The following is an 18,350-nucleotide window of genomic DNA, read 5'->3' on the forward strand; positions in this document are numbered from 1 at the left end:
ACAAACAGGTACGGGCCAATACTCGTTATACCCTTATGGATGCAAGAATTAAACTACAGCAAGGCGATATCACCAAATTAGCCGTTGATGCCATCGTGAACGCCGCCAACAGCAGCCTGATGGGCGGCGGTGGGGTAGACGGCGCTATCCACCGCGCGGGTGGCAAGCAAATATTGGAAGAGTGCATAAAAATTGTGGATCGACTGGGCCGCTGCAAAACGGGCAACGCCATTATTACCAACGGCGGCAGACTGCCCGCCAAATATGTTATCCATACGGTTGGCCCTGTTTATAACGGTGGAAAAAACGTTTTGAAAGAGGAAGAGCAACTGGCCGGTTGTTATGCCAACAGTTTAAAACTGGCGGTAGAGAATGGCATACAAACTATCGCTTTCCCAAATATCAGCACGGGCGTTTACCGTTTCCCAAAACAGCGGGCGGCAGAGATCGCGGTAGCAACCGTTGAAAATTTTCTGGCAGAAAACCATCAAATAACCCAAGTGATCTTCATTTGTTTCGACGATGAAAATCTGGGCATCTATCAAAACCTTGGCTTGTAAATTAGCCCAAAAACAGGCTAAAAAAAGCGCGTTTTTATCCCTTTTTTTGATAAAAAGCACCAAAAATTAGTAAAAACACGCAAGTTTTTGGTGGTTAATTATTCGCCAGTTCCAGTATCCGGTCAAATTCCTCGCGTTTAACCCCCATTACCGATAGGCGGCCCTGGCGTACCAGGCCGATATCTTTAAGGCGCTCATCGGCTTTTATTTCTTCGAGGGTTACGGCGCGTTTAAGGCTTTCTACGGGTTCCAAATCAACCACTACCCAGTTTGGGTCTTCGGTAGTAGGGTCCTGGTAGGCTTCTTTTACTACGCGGGCAATGCCCACAATTTCTTTACCCTCGTTACTGTGGTACCACATCACCAGGTCGCCTATTGCCATCAGCCTTAGGTTGTTGCGCGCCTGGTAATTGCGTACGCCATCCCAAAAGGTGCGGCCCTCTTTATTAAACTTTTCCCAGCTATATTTAAATGGTTCTGATTTTACCAGCCAATGATTCATGATAATGCCCTATAATTTACTGAGCAAATATGATAAAATGCGGCTGTAAACTAAATAACGGACTAACATATTTACGCAAATACCACATAAGAGCGGGCGGCCAAACATCTGCCCATAAAAAACCCCGGCTGCAACCTGCAAACCGGGGCTAATTTAAACCTCACCTCAACATGAGTATTTTAGTGTGCAGCCATGGCATCTACACCGTTCAACTCGTATACATAACCCAGGTTATGCGGGCTGCTGCTGGTCACTTTCAAGTCTTTCACAAGGCCGCTGCCCAGGTCAATTACCCAGCCATGTACCTCCAAATCATGGCGTTCCATCCAGGCGTTCTGCACAATAGATGTTTTGCAAAGGTTGTAAACCTGCTCGCTTACGTTAAGCTCAACCAGGCGGTTTACTTTTTGCGTTTCGTCTGTTATACGGTCCAGCTCGTGGCTATGCAGGCGGTATACATCTTTAATATGGCGCAGCCAGTTATCAATAATACCAAATTGCTTATTAGTGAGCGCGGCAGCAACGCCGCCACAGCCGTAATGGCCGGCAACAATTACATGCTTCACTTTTAATACGTTAACCGCATAATCGAGCACGCTCAGCATGTTCATATCCGAGTGATTGCACACATTGGCAATGTTGCGGTGTACAAACACTTCGCCCGGTTTGGTACCGGTAACCTCGTTTGCCGGTACCCTGCTGTCTGAACAGCCTATCCACAGCACTTCGGGGCTTTGGCCTTTTGCCAGGTTTTTAAAATATTCCGGATCTTCGCCGATGCGTTTTTCTACCCATTGGGCATTGTTGGCTATCAGCTTATCGTAGCTGCTTTTTTGCGCCAGCGATATCTGTTTTACATCAATAGCCGGTTTGTTGCTTTGGCCATTTTGGCCGTTGTTGTTTTTTTTATCTTCTATGGTCGACATGGTAAATTTCTTTTAAAGTTTATAAACTAATTCTTTTAATGGCGGTACGTCATACTTATCCTTCACGTCTATCAGTTGCACTATAATGCCCTTTGTGTAGGCATTGTGCTTGTAATTATGGATGATCTCCAATACATCAGGGTCTATAAAGCGGGAGTTGGAACCATCGATGATCACATCGCTGCCTTTTGGCAAGCTGGTAAGCGTTACCTGTATGGCTGCTTTATTCAGGAACGATACTTCTTCTGCAAGTCGCAGGGTGATGGTTTTTTTATCGCCTTTGGTGGTTATCTGATAAAAGTATGGGTTGCGCAAATTGGTACGCAGTATATAAAATATACCCACCATCATGCCTATCCCTACCCCTATCAGCAAATCGGTAAGCACTACTGCTACAATGGTTACTACAAAGGGGATAAACTGATCCAGCCCTTTGTGCCACATGTGCTTAAACAGCCCGATGCGTGCCAGTTTGTAACCCGTCATTAACAGGATAGCTGCCAAACATGATAGCGGTATCTGGTTAATTAATTTGGGGATGAACAGCAACGATAAAAGCAGCATCAGCCCGTGAAAAACGGCGCTCACCTTGGTACGTGCACCCGCATTTACGTTTGCGGAAGAACGTACGATAACCGCAGTCATAGGTAAACCACCAAGCAAACCGCTTACTAAATTGCCAGCCCCCTGAGCAACCAGCTCGCGGTTTGTAGGTGATATTCTCTTTATTGGGTCTATTTTATCTACAGCCTCCAGGCTTAGCAGCGTCTCTAAACTCGCTACCACGGCAATGGTAAAGGCTGTTATCCAAACTTCCTTATTTGTTATGGCTGCAAAATTCGGGCTCTTAAACAGCGCGAAGAATTCTCCGCTGTTATTCACCATCGGCAAGTTAACCATCTGTTTTTCCTGTAATGCAAATCCTGTCCCTGCGAACAATGCGCTTAGCGCAATACCCGAGAGTACCACCAATAATGGGGCAGGCACCATGGCCACTTTTTTAATTTTTGGCCAATAGATCAATATTAACAAGGATACACCCGCAATAATAACAGCACCGTAATTGATCTTGCCAACAGCGCTCATAATACCGCTGAAAGTGTTGTTACCTTCGCCGTTCTCGCTAAAGCCCTCGTCGCCTTCAAAATCGGCATCGTAGCCTACCGCGTGCGGAAACTGTTTCATGATGAGGATGATACCAATAGCAGCCAGCATACCTTCAATAACCGGGGATGGGAAATAATTTGCAATAGTGCCGGCCTTTATTATACCCAGCAGTATTTGCAGCGCCCCGGCTATCATTACGGCTAATAAGAATGTTTCGTAAGAGCCCAGTTTGGTAATAGCGTTTAATACAATAACGGTTAAACCCGCGGCCGGCCCGGCAACGCTTAGTTGCGAACCGCTGAAAATACCAACCACAACACCACCAATGATGCCGGTTAATATCCCTGCGAAGAGCGGCGCGCCGGATGCCAGCGCAATACCCAAACATAAGGGCAGCGCTACCAGAAACACTACGATACTTGCGGGTAGATCTTTTTTTAAGTTTTTAGACAGGAAATACTTCTTCAGGTTAAGGCCGCCGCCAGCGGTGCCTCCTTGATTAATTTGCATAACAGGAATTTTAGAATGAATTTGGGGACCAACAGCCAATTGCAATAGCCACAAAAAATGCAGGCAAAGCATGCTGTTTCAGCCGTAGATTAAAACATACGGCTGGTTACCCGGTTCAGCAATTTGAACCGGTAAAAAGATGTTATGCGTTGGGAGGTGGGGTAGGTACTACCGGGTGGTAAAGTTGCTGGTAAAGCGAGTGCTCCTGGTTGTGCAGCACGTTGGTTTCAACAATAAAAGTTTTGTAAACCACAAAGTGCAGGTAATTCTCATCAAAAACTTTCTTCTCTTTAAAAGTGTCCTTTTCGGGATCTTCCTTTTCGGTTTTCGATTCGTGCTCCAGCTGCATAATAACCGCGTTAACCGCTTTATTATCGAGGCATAAAAAAGCAGGCGCGATAGATATGGCCATCTTTGCAACAAAGATGCTCATAAACAAAACCACTACAGAAATTTTAAAATTCCTCGCTTTCATGCGTCGCAAATATAGTAAAATCTGCACCCCAAAAATAGTGTAATCACAATCTTACAATTTAATTACTAATTTTAGCGCTGTACCTAATAAACCGGGATAGTGGATAAAAAGTTAGAAATATTACAGCAAAAGCGCCAAAAAGCGCTTGAAGGGGGTGGTATCGCCCGTATAGAAAGTCAGCATAAAAAAGGCAAACTCACTGCACGCGAGCGCCTTCACTTTTTATTGGATGATGGCAGTTTCCAGGAAATTGGGATGCTGGTTTCGCACCGCTCTACCGATTTCGGGATGGAAAAAGAAAAATATCCGGGCGACGGTGTAGTTACCGGTTATGGCACCATTAATGGCCGGCTGGTATACGTTTTTTCGCAGGATTTCACCGTTTTCGGTGGCTCACTATCAGAAACCCATGCCGAAAAGATCTGTAAAATAATGGACCTGGCGATGAAAAACGGCGCACCTGTTGTTGGCCTTAACGACTCGGGCGGTGCCCGCATCCAGGAAGGCGTAGTATCCTTAGGTGGTTACGCCGATATATTTTACCGCAACACCATGGCCAGCGGCGTTGTGCCGCAAATATCGGCTATTATGGGCCCCTGCGCGGGCGGCGCGGTATACTCCCCCGCCATTACCGATTTTATTTTGATGGTAGAGCATACCAGCTACATGTTTGTTACCGGCCCCAATGTGGTAAAAACGGTAACGCACGAGGTAGTAACCTCCGAAGAACTTGGCGGTGCCAATACCCACGCTACCAAAAGCGGCGTTACACATTTTGCCTGCAGCAACGAGATAGATGCCATACAGCACGTAAAAAAACTACTAAGCTATATGCCTCAAAACTGCGAGGACCGTGCCCCTTCCCTGCCCTATGAAACCGGCAACGAGAGCCGCCCCGCGTTAACCACTTTACTGCCCGAAAACAATTCGCAGCCTTACGATATCCGCGAGGTGATTGAAGAGGTGTTAGATGCGGGCTCGTTTTTAGAAGTACATAAAGATTTTGCTGAAAACATTGTAGTGGGCTTTGCCCGTTTAGCAGGCCGAAGCATTGGCATAGTAGCCAATCAACCTGCTTTTTTAGCCGGAGTGTTGGATATCCATTCCTCGCAAAAAGCGGCACGCTTTGTCCGTTTTTGCGATAGTTTTAATATTCCGCTACTGGTGTTTGAAGATGTACCGGGCTTTTTACCGGGTACCGACCAGGAGTGGAACGCCATTATCACCAATGGCGCCAAGCTGCTCTTTGCCTTCTGCGAAGCAACCGTGCCGCGTATTACGGTAATTACCCGCAAGGCTTACGGTGGCGCTTATGACGTAATGAATTCCAAGCACATTGGCGCCGATATGAACTTTGCCTGGCCAACCGCCGAAATTGCCGTTATGGGTGCCAAAGGCGCCGCCGAGATCATCTTTAAACGTGAAATAACCACCGCCGATGACCCCGAGGCCAAATGGCGCGAAAAAGAACAGCAGTACGCCGAGATCTTCGCCAACCCTTACCGCGCCGCCGAGCGTGGTTTTATAGATGAGGTTATCGAACCTGCCGAAACCCGCATTAAATTGATCCACGCCTTTAAAATGCTGGAGAATAAAGTGGTGAATAACCCGAAGAAGAAGCACGGGAATATTCCGTTGTAAACAATATGGGCTTTAAGTGGAAATATCTTTGGATAATACCGATAGTAATTGCGGCTTTTGCGGTAGCTTCCTTTTATGAAGACGAATACGTTTTGTTAATTAGAAAGCTTTACGTTGCATTTACAGATGGTAAAATATCCTTTGTTGTAAGGAAGGAATTTCATTTTGCGAGCTATGCGTTTGCGGGTTCGTTTGCGGTGTTTTGTATATGGTTGTCGTTTTGGATGATATGGAAGCCGTCTAAACGAAACCTATTTTATGTAATTATATCGGTCGCCTTATTTTTTGTATCTACTGCTGTCATAGCCTGCTTTAACAGTAATGCCGAACTTATTAACTGCACAATGTGCCAAGGCGGGCGCAAAAAACTATACTCATTAAAATGTGATTCGATATTTATGGCAAGCATTGCGATTGCGGCAATTGGTTTTACAGTGGCAAAATTAAAATTTGATAGAATCGATTTTAAAAAAGAAAATTAAATGACACCTACCCAACACCAAAAAGCCGAAACCTTTAAAGCCCTGCATACCCGCAGCGGTATATTTGCCATCCCCAACCCATGGGACGCAGGCTCGGCACGAATGCTAGCGAGCCTGGGCTTTGAGGCGCTTGCTACCACCAGCGCGGGTTTAGCTTATTCGCTGGCAAAGCCGGATGGCGAAGGTGTGGTAACTTTGCAGGAGGCATTGGCAAACAGCGAAGCCATCAGCGCGGCGGTTAGCCTCCCCGTTTCTGCCGACCTGGAGAATGGTTATTCCGATGACCCGGGAGGCTGCGCCCAAGCGATACTTCTTGCCGCAAAGGCAGGTGTTGTTGGCGGTTCTATAGAAGATGCCACAGGTAAGGCTGGGTCGCCGATATATCCTTTTGAATTATCCGTAGAACGCATCCGCGCCGCAGTTAAGGCAGCCGGGAGTTTAGATTTTCCTTTTATGCTGACCGCAAGAGCCGAGAATTTGATCCATGGCGTTATCGAATTAAAGGATACCATCAAACGCCTCGAAGCTTACGCCGAAGCAGGTGCCGATGTGCTTTTCGCACCGGGACTAAAATCCGCGGAAGATATTGCCGCTGTGGTAAAAGCAGTTTCGCCAAAGCCGGTTAATGTGGTGATGGGATTATCGGGCCCAAGCTTTTCGCTTAATCAACTGGAAGACCTGGGTGTAAAACGCGTGAGCCTCGGCTCCTCCTTAGCTCGTGCAGCTTATGGGGCTTTCATAAATGCAGCCTCGGAGATTAAAAACACCGGCACATTTGATTTTGCTAACGGAATAATCCCTTACGGCGATTTAAATAAGATGTTAAAATAGTAATAAACTTACCTACTGAAGCTATCCAAAGTGGCACCCTTGTGCGATTACCTCTCTTGGCAGGGTTTACAAAAGTTAACACAATTTCAATTTATTTTTCTTAAGTTATTGATAATCAAATTTTTGTAAATATACAGGGTTAACACTTTTTTTGATAATAGTGTCACCACCATTTTCAGATTTTTTATTATGAAACCGTAAAGAAATTTAATAAGCCCTGTCTTTGCCCGGGCTATTACAGTTGGGAGGGAATAGAACGGGCAATCGGCTTGGAGAAATGATAAATCACACTGTTACCCGGCTTTTTGCTGCTGCGTACTTTGTTTAATCTCCGCCATTTCCAGTTCGTAGGCGCGCATACGGGCGTGGAGGATGTCTACCTCGGTGCGGAGCATTTGAATTTCGGTAATGAGTTTTGCAGATTCGGGCTTGTGGATATTTTTTTCTCCGGTGCCGAGGATGAGCCATTCGGGCGAGTATTTGAGCTGGAAGCAAAGCTTGCGGATAAGGTAATAGCTGATGTCTTGCTTTTTGTTGATCACCTTGCTGATGAAGCCCTGGTCTACCCCAATAGCGTTTGCCAGTGCAAGCTGACCGCCATGCTCCTTAACAATAACCTTTATCCGTTTTACAACCGCGTCGTCCGACATATTCTTCGGATGCAATGATAGTAAAAAAGTTCATAGTTCATAGATGATGGTTCATAGTTCATAAAAAGTTAATAGCGTATAGCCGCTTCGGCCATGAACTATCAACTATGAGCCATCAACTCCTCCTACATCCACTCCCTCACTGCTTCGCTGAGGTCATAAACCGGGACCGCCTTTATTTTGGCTGAGATAATACCAGCCGCAGCGGCTGAGCGGTAACCAGCAGCGCAATGCACCACTATAGGCTTGTCGGTAGGAATTTCGTTAACCCGCTCCCTTAACTCAGGTAAAGGGATAGTAAGCGCATCACTAAACAGCTTGCCGGAGTTTATTTCGGCCCAGTTGCGTGCGTCTACGATCGTATAGTTATCAGTATGCGCTTTAAATTCAGCCAGATTGATAACTGGTGATTTTACCGTCGCGCTATCCGGCGTAAGCAAAGCTGCTTTTATATTTTTTTCGTAGCCAATTTTGGCTGCCTTTTTTATCAGGATATCTAAATCGGCATGTGTTTCGCCAATAAGATAAAACTCTTCGGTGGGGGCAATAACAGATCCCAGCCAGGTCTCAAATTTCTCGCCATTCTGCAGGTTGATGCTGTTTTTAACATGGCCCCTGCGGTATAATTCGCTTGGGCGGGCATCAACCACTAACACGCCTTTTTCTAATTCTGTTTGGCTATCAGCCTTAACAACATTGTTAACGCTCTCGGCAAAGTTTGGCGCGCCGGTTTTGTTCAGTTCTACATCATAACTAAAGTATTTGGGCATAAAGGGCTGATCGGCCATTAGGGTTTGCACAAACTTTAACTCGTCCATCAGTTGCAGGGCGTAATTCTCGCGCAACTCTTTGCCTATGGTGGTCTGCAGATCGGGGCTCATGCTTTTACCGCAAAGCGAGCCGGGACCGTGTGCCGGGTAAACCGTAACATCTGCAGGTAATACCATCAGTTTTTCGCGGGTGCTATGATACATATCGCGGGCAAGTTCCTCTTTTTTGGCGGTGATGTTGCCGGCAGTCTCGCGCAGATCAGGGCGGCCTACATCACCGGCAAACAGGGTATCACCGGTAAATATGGCACAATCCTTACCTTTTTCATCCTCCAGCAAAATACAGATGGAATCGGGCGAATGTCCGGGGGTATTGATCGCTTTCAGTTTGATATCATCCAATTTTATCACGTCCCCGTCGTCAAATGTTTCATGCGGAAAGGTACCGCCGGCCAGTTTACTTACATAAATAACGGCTCCAGTGGTTTGGTGGATCTCGAGGTGCGAGCTCACAAAATCGGCATGGGGGTGGGTTTCTATCACGCCCAAAATATCGGCGCTGTGGATCTCTGCAAAATCGTAGTAAGGCTGCGGGTCGCGGGCAGGGTCTATCACCACCATGCGGCCATTGCGGATAATAGCGTAAGATGCGTGGGCCAAACCCTTATCGTAAAACTGGTTAACTATCATAACGTATAATGGCCGCAAAGATAATGTTTCGGGCGAAAGGTTTGAAGGAGGAAATGTTGGAGGAGGGTAAAGATTGGGGGGGGTATTTGATATAATAATTCTATTATTTGTATATTTACTTTATGACTACGCTAACACTCCAAATTCCAGACAGCCTTGGCGAGTATCAAAATGATACTGTAAGGTTTATAGCTGCGAAATTATATGAAGCGGGTAAATTGTCGTTAGGGCAGGCTGCCGATATGGCTGGCTTATCTAAACGTACATTTGCCGAGCTGCTTGGCGACTATGGAGTTTCGTTAATGAATTACCCCGCATCTGAGATACTTGCCGATGCCGCCCGGATATAAGATTGTAATTGCCGATGCCACCTGCTTTATTCTTTTGGCGAAAATTGGGGAATTGGAATTATTAGAAAAAATATTCAAACAAGTCTTCACCACCCTACTGTAGAAAAGGAGTTTGGCGAACAATTGCCCGATTGGGTAATGATACGCGAAGTTGAAAATGTGCAGTTTCAGTTTTCTTTAGACATTGATCCGGGAGAGGCGAGTGCGATAGCGCTTGCAATGGAATTTGGCCCGGCGCTACTTATAATTGATGACGGTAAGGGAAGGAAGGTAGCCCGAAAGTTAAATTTGGAAGTTACCGGCACTTTTGGTGTTATTTTAAAAGCTAAAGAATTTGGCATAATCCCAGCTATTAAACCAGTAGTTGAAAAGATCCGCAAAACTAATTTTTGGTATTCACCAGAAGTGATTAATGAAATCCTCTTGCTTGCTAGGGAAGCCTAACATCCTCTACTTATTAAACCACTTAATAACTACCGATATCCTTGATAATTTAAGCATAGCCGCCAGGAAACGATTTAATGGAATTGTTTTCATATCTGTGCTGTGATATAAATTATAAACTGCCGGGCCTTTATATTATTGCCACCCAAGCTTATAAATACTTATTCTTAATAAAGCCATTACCGTGCCGCAAAACTCAATATGCATTAGGGCTTAACAATTTGGCACAAATAGTTATTTTTGCGGGCTATGATCATTGCTAAAACATATTCCCCCAAAGAAGCCGAAGAAAAATGGTACAGTTACTGGTTGCAACACAATTTTTTTCGCTCGGTGCCCGATGAGCGCGAGCCTTACACTATTGTGATCCCTCCGCCAAACGTTACCGGCGTGCTGCACATGGGGCATATGCTAAACAATACCATACAGGATGTACTCATCCGCCGTGCCCGCATGAAGGGAAAGAACGCCTGCTGGGTACCTGGTACAGATCACGCAAGCATCGCTACCGAAGCCAAAGTTGTGGCCATGCTCAAAGAGCGCGGCATCAATAAAAAAGACCTTACCCGCGAGGAGTTTTTAAAATACGCCTGGGAGTGGAAAGAAAAATACGGCGGCATTATACTGGAGCAACTAAAGAAACTCGGAGCATCATGCGATTGGGAACGCACCAAGTTCACCATGGACGAAGATATGAGCGAAGCAGTTATAGACTATTTTGTTCGCCTGCACAAACAAGGGCTGATATACCGCGGTGTACGTATGGTTAACTGGGACCCGCAAAGCAAAACCGCCGTAAGCGATGAAGAAGTAAACCGCAAAGAAGTAAACCAGAAGTTGTATTACATTAAGTATCAAGTAGCAAGTAGCAAGTATCAAGATAATGCCGACGAATCTACTGAGCAGTCTAACGACTTGATACTTGATACTAAATACTTAACCGTAGCCACCACCCGCCCCGAAACCATTATGGCGGATGCGGCAATATGTGTAAACCCTAATGATGAACGCTACCTGCACCTGCATGGCAAAAGCGTGTTTATCCCGCTTATTAACCGCGAGATCCCGGTGATACTGGACGAATATGTTACCATGGATTTTGGTACAGGTTGCCTAAAGGTTACCCCGGCACATGATCTGAACGATTACGCTCTTGGCCAAAAACACAATCTGCCCATCATTGATATTTTGAACGATGATGGTACCCTAAACGATAAAGCACAGATCCTGGTTGGCGAAGATCGCTTTGCTGCCCGGAAAAAAATCGCGGTATTATTGGAAGAAGCCGGAGCACTGGCTAAAACAGAAGATTATGCCTCGCAAATAGGCTTTAGCGAACGCACCAACGCCGTTATCGAGCCAAAACTTTCGATGCAATGGTTCTGCAAAATGCAGGAAATGGCCAAACCGGCGCTTGATTATGTTTTGAATGGAGAGGTAAAGCTGATCCCCGAAAAGTTCATCAACACCTACCGCCACTGGATGGAAAACGTGCGCGACTGGAACATAAGTCGCCAATTGTGGTGGGGGCAGCAGATCCCGGCCTACTACCTGCCAAACGGCGAATACATGGTTGCCAAAACGATTGAAGAAGCGTTGGACGAAGCTAAACTCAAAACTCAAAACCCAAAACTCACCACTGCTGATTTAAGGCAGGAAGACGATGTATTGGATACCTGGTTCTCATCGGGCCTGTGGCCGATATCGGTTTTTGATGGTGTGCGTAACCCGGATAATGCCGAGATAAGCTACTACTACCCTACCAACGATTTGGTTACCGCTCCCGAGATCTTGTTCTTCTGGGTGGCCAGGATGATCATGTCGGGCCATGAGTTGCGCGGGCAAAAGCCGTTTACCAATGTGTATCTAACCGGTATTGTGAGGGATAAACAGGGCCGCAAAATGTCTAAATCATTGGGCAATTCCCCCGACCCTATTGAACTAATGGCCAAATACGGGGCTGATGGCGTACGTGTGGGTATGCTGCTATGCTCCCCTGCCGGTAACGACCTCATGTTCGATGAAAGCTACTGCGAACAGGGCCGAAACTTCGCCAATAAAATATGGAACGCCTTTAAACTGATCCAGGGATGGGCGGTTGATGAGAGCCTTACTAACACCAACCAGATAGCCATAGAGTGGTTTGATAGCCGCTTTAACCAGGCGCTGGCGCAGATAGAGGACGACTTTAAACAATACCGTTTATCGGAAGCTCTGATGGCCACCTATAAGCTGGTTTGGGACGACTACTGCGCCTGGTACCTGGAGATGGTGAAGCCCGTTTACAAAGCCGGTGCCGAAAAACAAAGCATCGATGCGGAAACCTACGCGGCTACCATCAACTTCTTTCAAAACATCTTAAAAGTACTCCATCCGTTTATGCCATTTCTTACCGAGGAGCTATGGCATGATGAACTGTTTGGCGAGAGAGACGAACTCGATTGCTGCATTGTGGCACAATTGCCCGCACTTGGGGAAATCAATTCCCAGTTAATTTCCGAGATTGAAATTATCCAGCAAGTTGTTACCCAGGTTCGTAACGTGCGGAACGCCAAACAATTATCGCCAAAAGAGGCTCTGCCACTCGCGGTAAAAACAAACTCGGCTATCAATTATGTTAAACATCAACCCATTATTAAACATTTGGGGAATATTAACGATGTGAGCCTGGTTAACGAAGCGCTTGGTGGCGCTGTAAACTTTATTGCAGGCACCGATGAATTCTACATTGCTTTGAATATAGAAATTGATGTAGCGGCAGAATGTGAGCGCCTGAAAAAAGAGCAGGAATATCTCCTGGGCTTTTTAAAATCGGTTAGTGCAAAATTGGGCAACGAACGTTTTATGGCTAACGCAAAACCCGATATTATAGATAATGAACTGAAGAAGAAAGCGGATGCAGAATCGAAATTAAAAACAGTAGAAGACAACCTAAGAAGCTTGGCTTGCTAATTGTATATATTTAAAGCTGTTTAAACCTATATGTAATTTATTGTGTGTATTAAACCGCAATATTTTTTTTAGATTTAATAAATTAACGGCTTAAAGTATAAAGTGGATTTTTTTAACTTCTCAATTTATAAAATACTTTCACGAGACCTGTCGATCCTCGACCAGGCGCGTATCCGTTTACTTTATTATGGCTTTCTGCTCATTTTTGTTGCGCTTGGCGCTTTATTTTTAAGCGTTTATTTGCAGGGGCTGCCTTTGCTTACGGCAACATCGGGTATATTGATGTTTTGCGTAGCGGCGCTGTTTAAATACCTCACCTTTAAGCCGCACTGGCGCCAGATCTCGCATATCCTGCTGATATTGGGCACCATAGTAAACTTGTCTACCGTGTTTGTGATCATGCAGGATGTTAATATCATCGTGATACAGATCATCATCCTGGTAGTGGTTTTTAGCTTTTATATGCTGGGCCAAAATTGGGGAATGTTCTATTCGCTGCTGAATTTGCTGCCGGTATTGATTTTCCTGGTAATGGTTTATGATCATAACTATTACATCGACTTTAAGCCCGAGAAGGTAGACCAAGCCACTATTATTATAGGGGTGTTTGCCAATTTCATACTCATCATATTTATTCATAGTCACTTTTATACCGCTTTTTTAAAGAACATAAAAGAGCTTAAAGATACCAGCGAAGAGCAGGCCGCCCTCAACATCAAATTCGAAAAAGCGATAGAGAAGGCGGAGAAATCGTCACAGGTGCAGTCGGAATTTTTGTCTACCATGTCGCACGAGATCCGAACGCCGCTCAACGCCGTTATTGGTATGAGTAACCTGCTGATGATGAACAATCCGCGGCCGGATCAGAGCGAGAACCTGGATATTCTGAAATTTTCAGCTAACAACCTGCTTGCCATTGTGAACGACGTACTCGATTTTAATAAGATAGAATCGGGTAAGATCGTATTCGAAAAAATAAAATTCAACCTCGTAGATCTGCTTCACAACATCTGCGGCGGGCAAATTATCAAGGCCGAAGAAAAAGGCTTATTATTTAAGCTGGATATAGATAGCGCGTTAAGGCGCAAGGTGATCTTTGGCGACCCAACCCGCCTAACGCAGATCATCTTTAACCTTACCAGCAACGCCATTAAATTTACCGCGGTAGGCAGCGTGGAAGTGCGGGTAACCTGTATAGAAGACCGCCACAATAACATTACCGTAAGCTTCTCGGTAAAGGACACCGGTATAGGTATCAAAAAAGAAAATCTTGAGAGCATCTTCGAACCGTTTACGCAGGAATCTATCACCACCACCCGCCAATATGGTGGCACTGGTTTAGGCCTTGCCATTGTTAAGCGCCTGCTGGAGCTGCAGGGTTTACAAATGCACGTACACAGTGTGGTTAACCGGGGTTCGGAGTTCTCGTTTAACATGGAGTTCCCGGTATCTACAGAGGTTGCGGCAGCGCCTGTACAAAAACAGAAACAGATCCAATCGGCTCCTGAAACGGATATCTTTGGCTCGGCCAACCTGCGCGTGCTGATAGCCGAAGACAACCCGGTGAATGTGATGCTGATGAAAAAACTGTTCTCTAAATGGCAGATAGTACCAACTATTGCCGAAAACGGGGAGCGTGCGGTAGAAATTATGCAATACGGCAACTTCGATATTATTTTGATGGACCTGCAGATGCCGATCATGAACGGTTTCGACGCCACCATCGAGATCCGCAAAATGCCCGACCCTGCTAAAGCCAATATCCCTATCATCGCGCTTACTGCATCCGCCCTGTTTGATATTAAGGACCAGGTAACCAGCGCCGGCATGAACGATTATGTGGCCAAGCCATTTAAACCGGATGAACTGATGGAGAAGATCCAGAGCCTGGTGGGCAAAACCGCATAGCTACAATTCTTTATAAGAAGGCAATTCCTCTAAAAAGCGATAACTTTCCTGCTCGAAATCTATGCTGCAATAGTAATGCTGTAGTCCGTTAGTTACAACCAGCAGTTTCACTTTGTGTACCATATTATAACGCGCGGCCTGGTCGAAAGTAGCCTGGCTGATGGCCACCGACGGCGCTTTACACTCCACCAATAAAACCTTCTGGCCCGACGAATTGTACACCACGATATCCGACCGTTTGGCCATCCCGTGCAGTTTCAGCCCGCCTTCCAGCTTAATAAGTGATTTTGGGTAATGCTTTTGCTTGATGAGGTACTGTACAAAATGCTGACGCACCCATTCCTCTGGGGTGAGAATGATCTTCCGTTTCCGCAATTCATCAAACACGCTCAACTGTCCGTTATCATCGGTAAGCTTAAAAGGGTATGGCGGAAGATTGAGCGGGAGTAACAAATCCATTATTAAGTCAAAAGTAAAAATTCAAAATTCAAAAACCTGCATAGGCGTATTCTCAACAATAGTTTATTATCCACATTAAGGAATTTTTCACTTTTTACTTTTTACTTTTGACTTACCACATGACTGCTCCCGAAATTATAAAAGACCTTAAGGCCCGCAAATTTAAGCCACTGTACCTGTTGCACGGGGAGGAGCCTTATTTTATTGACCTGGTGAGCAACTACATCGAGCATAAAGTATTGTCTGATGCCGAGAAGGGCTTTAACCAAACGGTACTGTACGGCAAAGATACCGATGTGATGACGGCCATTAACGCGGCCAAGCGCTACCCCATGATGAGCGATTACCAGGTAGTAATGGTAAAAGAGGCGCAGGATATGAAATGGGGCCGTGATGACGAGGATAAGAAAAGCATTAACCCGCTCCTCGCCTACCTGGAAAACCCGCTGCCAAGCACTATACTGGTATTTTGCTACAAATACGGCAAGTTTGATAAGCGCAAAAAAACATATAAGGCCATAGATAAGAACGGGCTGATATTTGAGTCGGCAACGTTGTACGACAGCAAGATCCCCGCCTGGATAGAGGGTTACATCACCGAAAAGAAATACAAGATCAGCGGGCAGGCATCAGCCATGCTATCCGAATACCTGGGTAACGATCTCTCTAAAATTGCCAACGAGCTGGATAAGCTGATGCTGAACGTTAGCGCCGGCGAGGAAATTACCCTGAAGCACATCCAGGATAATATTGGCATCAGCAAGGAGTACAACGTTTTTGAGCTGCAATCGGCATTAACCAAAAAGGATGCCTATAAGGTGAACCAGATTGTAAATTACTTTGAGGCCAACCCCAAGGCTAACCCCATCGTATTGGTTTTAGGCAACCTGAACAACTTTTTCAGTAAGGTGCTGGCTTATCATTACATTAAGGATAAGTCGCCGCAGAGCCTTGCGCGCGAGCTTGGCGTGAGCCCCTACTTTGTAAAGGATTACGAACAGGCGGCCCGTGGGTACAGCCTGGGCAAAACCTTCCAGGTGATCAGCTACCTGCGCGAGTACGACCTTAAAAGCAAAGGCGTAGAATCAAACACCGGCCACGGTGGTTTGATGAAAGAGCTGATGTTTAAGATATTGCATTGAATATTTATAAGTTGCGACAAGCTTTCTATCTCCCGCGCGTCATTGCTGTAAGGGCACAAAGCAATCTCCCTATAGGCTGAGTCGTCTGAACCGGGATTTATCAGATTTATAGGATTTCTGGGATTTGTTTTGCGAAAGAGAACAACCAACGAAGCCCGCTCCTAAATCGGCCTTGGCCTGTTCGGCAACCACTACAACTGCTAAAACACAACCGTTAATAGAACAGGGCGCAGCCGAGAGTTTTTTCTTTGGTTCGTTTCTTTTTTTCGGAAAAAAAGAAACGAACATCCACAGGCTTAACAAAAACCACCGCTGCTCCTAACAAGGCACAACAGAACGATCAGCCGAAGCTAAATCTACACTTCTAAAATTTGCCCCATCTAATCCCGCATAATTTATATATGTTTATCCATTAAACATTTATCCATTTCATAACCCCTCTTATGCTGCGCGAATCAAAAGCCGACCGTACCCTCCGTGGAAACCTGTTGCTTGCCTCCTCTACGGCGGCAGTTTCGGGCATTACCAATGTGGCAGGCGTGGTGGCATTTTTAGCGTTTACCTCCAACATAACCGGGCATGTAGCCAATTTGGCCAGGCACATGGTTGAGCAGAATTTCGGGGAGATCATCGTATTCGCTATCTGGCTGGCCATGTTTTTCTCGGGAGCATTTTTGGCTACCTATATTGTGCGCAGTTACGAAAGCAAAAGCTATTACAAAGCGCATTCTATCCCTATTATTATCGAAACCATTATCCTGTTGTTCGTGGCCATTTATGGGCACAATTTTTACAAGGAAACCCAAACAGAGCGCGAAGTAGTGATCGCCGCCATCCTATTCGCCATGGGCTTGCAGAATAGTTTGGTATCTACGATCTCGGGCGGATTGATCAAATCCTCGCACCTCACCGGCCTGTTTACAGACCTGGGCGGAGATATTGCCGACTGGATGCACGCCAAAAAAAATGTAACCGAAACCACCCGCCACAAGGTATACATCCGCACTACGGTGCTGGGCTTTTACTTTTTGGGTTGCCTGGCCGGCGGTTACCTTTTCGATCTGTACGATTTTGCTATTTTTTATTTTATACCTGCAATACTTTTAACAATTTTGTATTACGATCTTTCGCCGCTGGCGCTGCATAAAGTGCTGCGGCGGTTTTCGCGAAATAAAACATCAGCATAAAACATCATAAAACCTATTATACCATGTGCGCAAAAACTACAAAGCCTATACACGATACCAGCCATATCACCTATGAAAGCCTGCTGGAAGGTAACCGCCTTTTTGTTGAAGAGACCCTGCAGGAAGACCCTGATTACTTTACTACCCTGGCAAACGGACAAAAGCCGCCGGTTTTATGGATCGGCTGCGCCGATAGCCGGGTACCCGCCAACCAGATAACGAATACTAACCCGGGCGAGATATTTGTACACCGTAACATTGCCAACATGGTGATCCACACCGATATGAATATGCTGAGCGTGCTGGATTACGCCGTAAACGTACTACAGGTAAGGCATGTAATTGTAACCGGCCATTACGGTTGCGGCGGCGTGCTGGCATCCATGACCAATAAACAATTTGGTATTATTGACAACTGGCTGCGCCATATTAAAGATGTTTACCGCGTACACGCCCAGGAGCTGGATGCCATTACCGACGAAGGCAAACGTGGCGACCGCCTGGTAGAACTCAACGTGATAGAGAACGTAAATAACCTCTGCAAAACCTCCATTGTACAAAACGCCTGGCAAAACGGGCAGGAACTAAGCGTACACGGTTGGGTGTACAGCCTTGCTACAGGTATTATTACCGATATGAAGGTAAGCGCCAACAACAACTCCAAAATGGATGAGGTGTTTAGGTTTGAGAGGTAGAGTCAAGAGACAAGATAAAAGTAAAACAACCGATTTATGAGAAGAGCCAGAGATTTGGATAATGATTAT

At 45.7% G+C, this 18,350-nt stretch carries 18 protein-coding genes; 11 read left to right on the forward strand and 7 right to left on the reverse strand.

Going from position 1 to position 18,350, the window contains the following annotated elements; all coding sequences use genetic code 11:
- Positions 1-35 precede the first annotated feature (35 nt).
- On the forward strand, positions 36-560 hold the full coding sequence (locus EPL05_RS01255; protein WP_128531696.1) for an O-acetyl-ADP-ribose deacetylase: 525 nt from the start codon (positions 36-38) through the stop codon (positions 558-560).
- A gap of 94 nt (positions 561-654) precedes the next feature.
- Here EPL05_RS01255 and EPL05_RS01260 read toward each other — a convergent pair whose 3' ends face one another.
- The 4 genes from EPL05_RS01260 to EPL05_RS01275 form a co-directional block, all read right to left on the reverse strand.
- Positions 655-1,062: an EVE domain-containing protein gene (locus EPL05_RS01260; protein ID WP_128531697.1), complete on the reverse strand. Its 408-nt coding sequence runs from the start codon at positions 1,060-1,062 to the stop codon at positions 655-657.
- 179 nt (positions 1,063-1,241) lie between these two features.
- Positions 1,242-1,988, reverse strand: a complete 747-nt coding sequence (gene can, locus EPL05_RS01265) for a carbonate dehydratase (protein ID WP_128531698.1) — start codon at positions 1,986-1,988, stop codon at positions 1,242-1,244.
- 12 nt (positions 1,989-2,000) lie between these two features.
- On the reverse strand, positions 2,001-3,605 hold the full coding sequence (locus EPL05_RS01270; RefSeq protein ID WP_128531699.1) for a SulP family inorganic anion transporter: 1,605 nt from the start codon (positions 3,603-3,605) through the stop codon (positions 2,001-2,003).
- A 142-nt stretch (positions 3,606-3,747) separates the two neighbouring features.
- Entirely contained in the window at positions 3,748-4,080 is a 333-nt protein-coding gene (locus EPL05_RS01275; RefSeq protein WP_128531700.1) for a hypothetical protein, read from the reverse strand.
- A gap of 99 nt (positions 4,081-4,179) precedes the next feature.
- Between EPL05_RS01275 and EPL05_RS01280 the strand changes: the two genes are divergently transcribed.
- From EPL05_RS01280 to EPL05_RS01290, 3 genes are read left to right on the forward strand one after another with little or no spacing between them, the layout of a single operon-like run.
- Positions 4,180-5,721 (forward strand): acyl-CoA carboxylase subunit beta, encoded by a 1,542-nt coding sequence (locus EPL05_RS01280; protein WP_128531701.1) that lies wholly within the window; start codon positions 4,180-4,182, stop codon positions 5,719-5,721.
- Positions 5,722-5,726: 5 nt separating this feature from the next.
- Positions 5,727-6,203 (forward strand): hypothetical protein, encoded by a 477-nt coding sequence (locus EPL05_RS01285; RefSeq protein ID WP_128531702.1) that lies wholly within the window; start codon positions 5,727-5,729, stop codon positions 6,201-6,203.
- Positions 6,204-7,034: an isocitrate lyase/PEP mutase family protein gene (locus EPL05_RS01290; RefSeq protein ID WP_128531703.1), complete on the forward strand. Its 831-nt coding sequence runs from the start codon at positions 6,204-6,206 to the stop codon at positions 7,032-7,034.
- 293 nt (positions 7,035-7,327) lie between these two features.
- On the opposite strand, the gene EPL05_RS01295 is transcribed toward EPL05_RS01290, so the two are convergent.
- Positions 7,328-7,684, reverse strand: coding sequence for a helix-turn-helix domain-containing protein (locus EPL05_RS01295; protein ID WP_166727603.1), 357 nt, complete (start codon positions 7,682-7,684; stop codon positions 7,328-7,330).
- A gap of 125 nt (positions 7,685-7,809) precedes the next feature.
- Positions 7,810-9,144: a rhodanese-like domain-containing protein gene (locus tag EPL05_RS01300; protein ID WP_128531705.1), complete on the reverse strand. Its 1,335-nt coding sequence runs from the start codon at positions 9,142-9,144 to the stop codon at positions 7,810-7,812.
- A 122-nt stretch (positions 9,145-9,266) separates the two neighbouring features.
- On the opposite strand from EPL05_RS01300, the gene EPL05_RS01305 reads away from it, so the two are divergent.
- The 4 genes from EPL05_RS01305 (at position 9,267) to EPL05_RS01320 (ending at position 14,798) form a co-directional block, all read left to right on the forward strand.
- A complete protein-coding gene (locus EPL05_RS01305; protein WP_128531706.1) occupies positions 9,267-9,494 on the forward strand; it encodes a UPF0175 family protein in 228 nt (75 codons plus the stop codon).
- Positions 9,495-9,632: 138 nt separating this feature from the next.
- On the forward strand, positions 9,633-9,938 hold the full coding sequence (locus EPL05_RS01310) for a DUF3368 domain-containing protein (protein WP_208394647.1): 306 nt from the start codon (positions 9,633-9,635) through the stop codon (positions 9,936-9,938).
- Between the two features lie 249 nt (positions 9,939-10,187).
- On the forward strand, positions 10,188-12,890 hold the full coding sequence (locus tag EPL05_RS01315; protein WP_128531707.1) for a valine--tRNA ligase: 2,703 nt from the start codon (positions 10,188-10,190) through the stop codon (positions 12,888-12,890).
- Positions 12,891-12,992: 102 nt separating this feature from the next.
- Positions 12,993-14,798 carry an ATP-binding protein gene (locus EPL05_RS01320; RefSeq protein ID WP_128531708.1) on the forward strand — a complete coding sequence of 602 codons (1,806 nt, stop codon included), beginning with the start codon at positions 12,993-12,995 and terminating at the stop codon, positions 14,796-14,798.
- Here EPL05_RS01320 and EPL05_RS01325 read toward each other — a convergent pair whose 3' ends face one another.
- A complete protein-coding gene (locus EPL05_RS01325; protein WP_128531709.1) occupies positions 14,799-15,257 on the reverse strand; it encodes a type I restriction enzyme HsdR N-terminal domain-containing protein in 459 nt (152 codons plus the stop codon).
- Positions 15,258-15,376: 119 nt separating this feature from the next.
- On the opposite strand from EPL05_RS01325, the gene holA reads away from it, so the two are divergent.
- The 3 genes from holA to can (EPL05_RS01340) all read left to right on the forward strand — a co-directional run bounded on the left by holA (position 15,377) and on the right by can (EPL05_RS01340) (position 18,281).
- Positions 15,377-16,399, forward strand: a complete 1,023-nt coding sequence (gene holA / locus EPL05_RS01330) for a DNA polymerase III subunit delta (protein ID WP_128531710.1) — start codon at positions 15,377-15,379, stop codon at positions 16,397-16,399.
- 443 nt (positions 16,400-16,842) lie between these two features.
- A complete protein-coding gene (locus tag EPL05_RS01335) occupies positions 16,843-17,586 on the forward strand; it encodes a YoaK family protein (RefSeq protein ID WP_128531711.1) in 744 nt (247 codons plus the stop codon).
- A gap of 23 nt (positions 17,587-17,609) precedes the next feature.
- Positions 17,610-18,281, forward strand: a complete 672-nt coding sequence (gene can / locus EPL05_RS01340; RefSeq protein ID WP_128531712.1) for a carbonate dehydratase — start codon at positions 17,610-17,612, stop codon at positions 18,279-18,281.
- Positions 18,282-18,350: the final 69 nt, after the last annotated feature.

The organism is Mucilaginibacter gilvus (assembly GCF_004054195.1).
In the GTDB taxonomy this organism is placed as follows: domain Bacteria; phylum Bacteroidota; class Bacteroidia; order Sphingobacteriales; family Sphingobacteriaceae; genus Mucilaginibacter; species Mucilaginibacter gilvus.

Excerpts from the sequence above, each read along its gene's own strand:
- can (WP_128531712.1), top strand. The coding sequence starts at position 17,610 with ATGTGCGCAAAAACTACAAAGCCTATACACGATACCAGCCATATCACC.
- EPL05_RS01300 (WP_128531705.1), bottom strand. The coding sequence starts at position 9,144 with ATGATAGTTAACCAGTTTTACGATAAGGGTTTGGCCCACGCATCTTAC.
- holA (WP_128531710.1), top strand. The coding sequence starts at position 15,377 with ATGACTGCTCCCGAAATTATAAAAGACCTTAAGGCCCGCAAATTTAAG.
- EPL05_RS01270 (WP_128531699.1), bottom strand. The coding sequence starts at position 3,605 with ATGCAAATTAATCAAGGAGGCACCGCTGGCGGCGGCCTTAACCTGAAG.
- EPL05_RS01310 (WP_208394647.1), top strand. The coding sequence starts at position 9,633 with ATGATACGCGAAGTTGAAAATGTGCAGTTTCAGTTTTCTTTAGACATT.
- EPL05_RS01295 (WP_166727603.1), bottom strand. The coding sequence starts at position 7,684 with ATGTCGGACGACGCGGTTGTAAAACGGATAAAGGTTATTGTTAAGGAG.
- EPL05_RS01260 (WP_128531697.1), bottom strand. The coding sequence starts at position 1,062 with ATGAATCATTGGCTGGTAAAATCAGAACCATTTAAATATAGCTGGGAA.
- EPL05_RS01285 (WP_128531702.1), top strand. The coding sequence starts at position 5,727 with ATGGGCTTTAAGTGGAAATATCTTTGGATAATACCGATAGTAATTGCG.
- EPL05_RS01305 (WP_128531706.1), top strand. The coding sequence starts at position 9,267 with ATGACTACGCTAACACTCCAAATTCCAGACAGCCTTGGCGAGTATCAA.
- can (WP_128531698.1), bottom strand. The coding sequence starts at position 1,988 with ATGTCGACCATAGAAGATAAAAAAAACAACAACGGCCAAAATGGCCAA.
- EPL05_RS01255 (WP_128531696.1), top strand. The coding sequence starts at position 36 with ATGGATGCAAGAATTAAACTACAGCAAGGCGATATCACCAAATTAGCC.
- EPL05_RS01335 (WP_128531711.1), top strand. The coding sequence starts at position 16,843 with ATGCTGCGCGAATCAAAAGCCGACCGTACCCTCCGTGGAAACCTGTTG.
- EPL05_RS01275 (WP_128531700.1), bottom strand. The coding sequence starts at position 4,080 with ATGAAAGCGAGGAATTTTAAAATTTCTGTAGTGGTTTTGTTTATGAGC.
- EPL05_RS01315 (WP_128531707.1), top strand. The coding sequence starts at position 10,188 with ATGATCATTGCTAAAACATATTCCCCCAAAGAAGCCGAAGAAAAATGG.
- EPL05_RS01325 (WP_128531709.1), bottom strand. The coding sequence starts at position 15,257 with ATGGATTTGTTACTCCCGCTCAATCTTCCGCCATACCCTTTTAAGCTT.
- EPL05_RS01290 (WP_128531703.1), top strand. The coding sequence starts at position 6,204 with ATGACACCTACCCAACACCAAAAAGCCGAAACCTTTAAAGCCCTGCAT.